General features: G+C 56.6%; 5 protein-coding genes and 3 pseudogenes. 3 read left to right on the forward strand and 5 right to left on the reverse strand.

Going from position 1 to position 5,804, the window contains the following annotated elements:
• Window positions 1-233, forward strand: a pseudogene (locus K359_RS56195) (IS5/IS1182 family transposase); the annotation flags it as partial.
• Between the two features lie 812 nt (window positions 234-1,045).
• Here K359_RS56195 and K359_RS62700 read toward each other — a convergent pair.
• The 4 genes and pseudogenes from K359_RS62700 to K359_RS60515 form a co-directional block, all read right to left on the reverse strand.
• Entirely contained in the window at window positions 1,046-1,372 is a 327-nt protein-coding gene (locus tag K359_RS62700) for a hypothetical protein (protein WP_156929102.1), read from the reverse strand.
• A 138-nt stretch (window positions 1,373-1,510) separates the two neighbouring features.
• A pseudogene (locus tag K359_RS60510) lies at window positions 1,511-2,447 on the reverse strand (IS481 family transposase).
• A gap of 86 nt (window positions 2,448-2,533) precedes the next feature.
• Complete coding sequence (locus K359_RS0146515) at window positions 2,534-3,454, reverse strand: class I SAM-dependent methyltransferase (protein WP_029085100.1); 921 nt, start codon at window positions 3,452-3,454, stop codon at window positions 2,534-2,536.
• Window positions 3,455-3,590: 136 nt separating this feature from the next.
• Window positions 3,591-4,481 (reverse strand): acyltransferase, encoded by an 891-nt coding sequence (locus K359_RS60515; RefSeq protein ID WP_165128029.1) that lies wholly within the window; start codon window positions 4,479-4,481, stop codon window positions 3,591-3,593.
• Between the two features lie 142 nt (window positions 4,482-4,623).
• Between K359_RS60515 and K359_RS63850 the strand changes: the two genes are divergently transcribed.
• Together K359_RS63850 and K359_RS56210 are read left to right on the forward strand one after the other, a co-directional pair.
• Window positions 4,624-4,875, forward strand: coding sequence for a glycosyltransferase (locus tag K359_RS63850; RefSeq protein ID WP_166209501.1), 252 nt, complete (start codon window positions 4,624-4,626; stop codon window positions 4,873-4,875).
• Between the two features lie 167 nt (window positions 4,876-5,042).
• On the forward strand, window positions 5,043-5,495 hold the full coding sequence (locus K359_RS56210; RefSeq protein WP_051346829.1) for an ABC transporter permease: 453 nt from the start codon (window positions 5,043-5,045) through the stop codon (window positions 5,493-5,495).
• Here K359_RS56210 and K359_RS56215 read toward each other — a convergent pair.
• Window positions 5,479-5,804 (reverse strand): annotated as a pseudogene (locus tag K359_RS56215) (IS5/IS1182 family transposase); the annotation flags it as partial. The gene K359_RS56210 and the pseudogene K359_RS56215 overlap by 17 nt on opposite strands.

Genomic DNA, 5,804 nt, shown 5'->3' on the forward strand with positions numbered 1-5,804 from the left:
AGCTGCGGCGCCGCTCCGCTATCGAGCCCGTGATCGGCCATTTGAAGGCTGACGGACACCTCGGCCGCTGCTACCTCAAAGGCCGCGCCGGCGATGCCGCCAACGTCATCCTCTCCGCCGTCGGTTACAACTTCCGCCGCATCCTCGCCTGGCTAAGGGCTCTTTGGTACCTCTTCCTGGCTGCCTTCTTCTCAGTCACCAGCCACCGCACACCACTCAAATCGGCTTCTTAACCGACGACTAAGTTGCTCAGGCTCCAGCGTGTGCCTCTTCGCTGGGCCGTTCTTGGGGGCCGGCGGTTGAGGAAATCTTCATCGTGCCTGCAACGGACAAGAAAAGGTGCGACTCGTCCGATATTGAGCCGCCGATTCCTTCCATCTTACCGCGCTCTTCTACTCGCTTCTGGTTGAGCATAAGACACGGCGAGAAGCGCCTTGAAGCGCAAATCCCAAGCGCGCTTTTGGATCGGCCCGAACTCTGTTGCGACGCGCATATAGTTTCGCGCAGTCTGATCCGTCATCCCAACTCAGATTAAATCCACGGCAAGAAATTGCAATGGCCAAGCACCATCTTCTCTAGCAACTCGCGGCCGACCTGGATAATAGACGCGGCCGCGAGTTGTGTGCGACCCGGGATGCGCTCTGTTGCCGCGCGAGCAGACGCCTAGTTCCGCGAGATTGGATGCTCACTCCGGCAGTGACGCGCCAAAGCAGGCGAGGCCAAGAATTAGCAGTGCGCCAGCGCATGCCTCCAAGACCTTCGATCGATGCCGACGTGCGTACAAGGCCAGGGCGGATCCCGAGATCATACTCAGGATGCCAAATTCCCCAATCATTCTCGATCCAAATTGCTGAACTTGAAAGTTGGCTTTGGACGAAAAGAAGAGCCTGGACGAACCCATCCAGTCGTCGCTTGAAATAGAAATATCTTCGGACGCCCATAGCCGGCGCGCAAGTGGCGAGTTTTCATGTCTGCCCTTGAACCTTATCGCCGCACCGGCCGACTTAGGTGTCTGGCCCAGGTTGCGACCTTAGGCTGACGACTCTCAGCCGTTGAATCCGTTCGTCATTTTGAGGCCTTGTCGGTAGACGCGAATCTTGATCAGACGATTTAAACGATTTGCATGCGGGATGTCTGGATCCTGCGGACCGGAAGGTAGTATTGGGGCTCCAGAAGGAACGATCGCTCGCGCGCAGTGAGCAACGACTGGACCTTTTTGGTCCATCCAGAAATCATCAGGTGATTGGCGGACGCCGCGCTCGGCGATCTTCTGCTGTTCCTTCATTAGCGCGAGCAATTCTACGTAGTTCTTTGCCCTGGCGGGATTTGGTGGGATCGCGTCAAGCATCCCGTCGTATAGTTCTTCACTCACACTGCCCTCCTTTTGAGCTTACAAAAAGAAGCAACTCTAACCGACGGCATCCAAGAGCGAACCTACCTGATTTGGCTTTTTGATTCTGGTAAGCGTGCCGGTAGCGCTGTGCGCTGTCTTGCAACGTCCCCCGTCATTTTAGACAGTAGATCCCGGCCTGATGTTGGCGCATGACCGCGGGGACAGGACGAGGGTGTTTAGTCCCGGCATTTGCTGGAGCGGGTTGAGTCTGGATCTTTCTGGCTGGGAAGTCCAGCATTTGCAGATGTGTTCGTAAGGTGTGAGGCCCTTCAGGGTCTTCAAGCGCCGGGCGTAGTTGTAGGCGGTGATGAATTCGGCAAGGTGAGCTTCGAGCTGATCGTGTCGATCGTTATGGTACCGTTGGACGGTCGCTTCCTTGATCGTGCGGTTCATGCGCTCGACCTGGCCATTGGTCCGGGGATGCTTGATCTTGGTCAGCCGATGTTCGATCCTTGGCATCGCATATCGAACATATGCGTCACGTATCTTGCCGCCGGGCCGTCCGCATAGCGCGGCGGGAAAGTGAACTGGATCCCATTGTCGGTGAGAACCGTATGGATCTTGTAGGGCACAGCCGCGATCAGAGCTTCGAGGAAGGCCGAGGCTGAGGTCCTTCCCGTCTTCTTGACCAGTTGCACGAAGGCGAACTTGCTGGTGCGATCGATTGCGACGTAGAGGTAGAGCTTGCCTTCGGCAGTCTGGAGTTCAGCGATGTCGATGTGGAAATAGCCGATCGGATAAGCCTTGAACTTTTTCTTCGAAGGCTTACCGCCTTCAACCTCCGGCAATCGGCTGATGCCGTGGCGCTGAAGGCAGCGCTGCAGGGACGACCGCGTCAGATGCGGGATGGTCGGCTGCAGGGCATAGAGGCAATCGTCGAGCGGCAGTAGCGTATGCCGCCGGAAGGCGACGACGATCGCCTCCTCCTCGATGGAAAGGATTGTCGACTTGGCTTCCCGGAGCCTGTCGAACGATCGGCGACGGTCTCGCGCTGCTTCCACTTCGCGACGGTCTTCTGGTTGATCCCGTAGCGCCTGGAGTGGGCGAGGGTGATATCGAACTCGAGGCGCGGCTCCCCAAAATTGGGCGCTTCTGCAACTTTCTGGCGTAAAGCGCATCGATCAGAACGCCGCGTTTCGTTCATCTGAAATCTGCCGCGCTCTCAATGTAGATCACACACTTGAGGTAGTGTGCCTTGAGCAGCTCGGTGGAGTTCAGCGTGATGTGGGTGCGGTCTTCAACGTGAGACGCCAGCATTCGCCGCAGAGAATTGACGGAATACTGCTCGACGTGGTCGATCTCTTTTTCTCCGAGGCGCCACGCAACATAGCGGTCCTGTAAAGAGCGCGGCATAAGTCCGACTCCTCGGACGTTGAAGTGGGGCTCAGGTTGGAACGTCCAGCGATACGGTACCGTCAAATAGATCGCCGAAGGAAAGCTCCGCAGCTTGCGTACATTTGCGAAGAATTCAGGAAGGCGTTTGATGTGCTCGAGTACGCCCTCCATCGAAATAAATCCGACATTGTGGTCATCGAGCTCGATCGGCCAACCGTCACAAACGTCGCCACAAACTAGCCTCGCCCCCTCGACGCCTTGTTCGGCAAGTAGCCGCTTTGCCATTACGAGATAATGCGGGGCAAGATCGATCCCGATCACATTTTGTCCAAAATAACTCTTGGAGGAGGCCGCCATGCCAAAGCCCATGCCGCAACCGACATCGATGTGCACCTTGTCGCGGGGCGGAAACGGCTTGCCGATCTTACCGAGGATTGCAGAGGTCTCAGCGATGCACTCATTGACGGCGCCGATGCGACGCGCAAACACGAGTCCTCGTCCGTGTGGCATTTTCCGACCGACCTCGTCGTCCCTGAGGTCAAAGAACCGATTGATCATGTCGATGAAGCCGCCATCGTGTTCCTCCAGTATCCGTGCAACGTCAATGGCATGAGCCAGCGGATAAACCGGGTCCGGCGTTATCTTGCTCTCAATTTGCTCAACGCGTAGGGGGATAACCTCGTCCCGATCGATGTGACCGACTTTCTCTTGGAAATTCAATTTCACTCTCTTGTCTTCAGATATCTAGAAAGATATTCCGGCAACTGTTGAGAAGCGTAGCGGTCAGAGTAGGCAGTTCTATCAGCGGTATGAATTCGGTACAATCAAAGATCGCGAAAATGGCTGATGTGCTCTCGGGGTGTCAAACGGCAAGCCGTACGATTGGAATGCATCTGACTAGACCCACGAAGGCAGCCGAGATGATCACCGTGAGAACGAAGGTGATTGGTATATCCAGAATAGGCCGCAGTAGTGCAGGCGCGAAGCGCCCCCACTGCCATCGCAGAGTTTCGAGCACTATCGGATGAACAAGATAGATCCCGAGCGTCAATGGCACGAAAGCGGTGAGCCATCGGGTGAAGCTCACGGGTACTCTCAGGCTGTTAAAAAGGCAGAAAACCGCCGGCGCCATGATCAGGACGGTCGGACTAGAGTAGCTGTAGAAATACAGCCCCCACCGACTGTTGACGCCGCGCTTGGATACGACGACGAAGGTGAGTGCCGCGGTTATCAGGACCGCGCAAGCGAACAGCGCCGCGGTTGGGCCGGGCCGCACGCGGGCATCGAGCAACAGCGCACCTAGAGCGAAGTAGCCAAGATACGGCACGAAGAAGGTCAGCGCGTTAGAGTTAAGACCCTGGGCGGTCAACGTGATTGACGCGAAGGCGAGCGCCAATCCCGACATGACGAGGCTCTGCGATCGGGGCAAAATGCTGATGGCGGCGGCAATTGGCGGTGCGAAGACATAGAAACCGCCGATCAGGAAAAGGAAATACAGATGATAATAGGGGGGGCGGAAAAGACCTCCTTCGCGACCGACAGAGCGGTGAAATGCTCGTCGTAATAAGCTGACCTCCACCACAGATAGGCGGCGGTCCAAACGACGATGGGCACCACAGTGGTGCGCGCGCGGCGGAACATGAATGCGAGAGGTTGCTCGATTGGTTTGGACGCGATCAAGGCACCGCTGATCATCACGAAGACTGATACACACCAGCGCGTCGACGAGTTGACGAGGTTCGCGAAGTTCCAAGAAAGCTGGCCGACCTCTCCATAAATATAGATGGTCCGCGCTGGTGTGCAGCAGGACGACTGCCAAGCAGGCGCCGACTCGCAACAGGGCGAGATTTGAGTTTCGGTTGAGAGCGATAGTCGACGGGCGCTTAGTGCCATTCTTGGCAAACGATCTGCCGTTTTTGCGCGACGTAGCAGAAGAGCACGGCTTCGGTGTCGTCACCAATCTAGACAAGCCGGAGGCCGTTGCCGCTGCCATAACGACGGCTCTTGCCGATTCCGGACATTATGCTGAACTCAAGTGTGCGGCTGTTGAAGCTGGCTTGCGCATCAACTGGGAACTCGAGGGGAAGAAGTTGCTGGATATTTATGCGCGCCTCATGAAGCCGGCGAAACAACGCTGTGCGGCATGACTGGATTTCGTGCGTTAAGTTTCCTGTCTGCGCCGGAGCGGAGGTTCGGTGCGTGATCCAAAAAGCCAAAGGCACCTAGGGAGCCGTAGAGCGAACGGACGTTGCTCTACGGGGCGCGAAAAAGGATGCTAGTTGCGCCAGTTCGGCTCATTTGGGGTAATCGTTGGATGGTGCTTGCAACCTTCCTGCACGACTTGCGCCAACGCCATGGAGCGAGCTTTTTTGGATTAGCCTGGACGGTCCTGTTTCCCGTGATCTTTTTGGGACTCTACAGCCTAGTGTTCAGTCTTATCCTGCAGGTGCGGATTCCGGGCAAGAGTTCGTTCGACTATACTCTTATCATCTTTTCGGGGCTCATCCCGTTTCTTGGATTCAGTGAGGCTCTGTCCGCCGGCGTAAGCAGCCTCGCTGATAATCGGTCATTGCTTAAGGGAACGATCTTTCCGGTGGAACTCATTGCCGTAAAGTCGGTGCTGGTTTCTTCTGTCACGATGTTGGTAGGTCTCGCACTACTACTAGCCATCCTTGTTGTGCGCGGAGAGATGCAGGTTACGCAGCTTGCGTTACCGCTGGTTCATTTTACGCAGTTTATTTTGTCGTCGGTTAAGAAGCCGATTTGAGTGGTGTGCGGTGGCTGGTGACTGAGAAGAAGGCAGCCAGGAAGAGGTACCAAAGAGCCCTTAGCCAGGCGAGGATGCGGCGGAAGTTGTAACCGACGGCGGAGAGGATGACGTTGGCGGTATCGCCGGCGCGGCCTTTGAGGTAGCAGCGGCCGAGGTGTCCGTCAGCCTTCAAATGGCCGATCACGGGCTCGATAGCGGAGCGGCGCCGCAGCTGGCGCTTGATAGTGCCGAAGACGCCGCGCTTCTGGCCGGAGATGAAGACGCGGCGCGGGTTCTGTGCGTCATGGCCGCGGTATCCCTTGTCGA

This window comes from Bradyrhizobium sp. th-b2, assembly GCF_000426785.1.
Lineage (GTDB): Bacteria > Pseudomonadota > Alphaproteobacteria > Rhizobiales > Xanthobacteraceae > Bradyrhizobium > Bradyrhizobium septentrionale.

Coding starts and splice junctions, on each gene's coding strand:
- K359_RS56210 (WP_051346829.1), top strand. CDS start 5,043: ATGGTGCTTGCAACCTTCCTGCACGACTTGCGCCAACGCCATGGAGCG.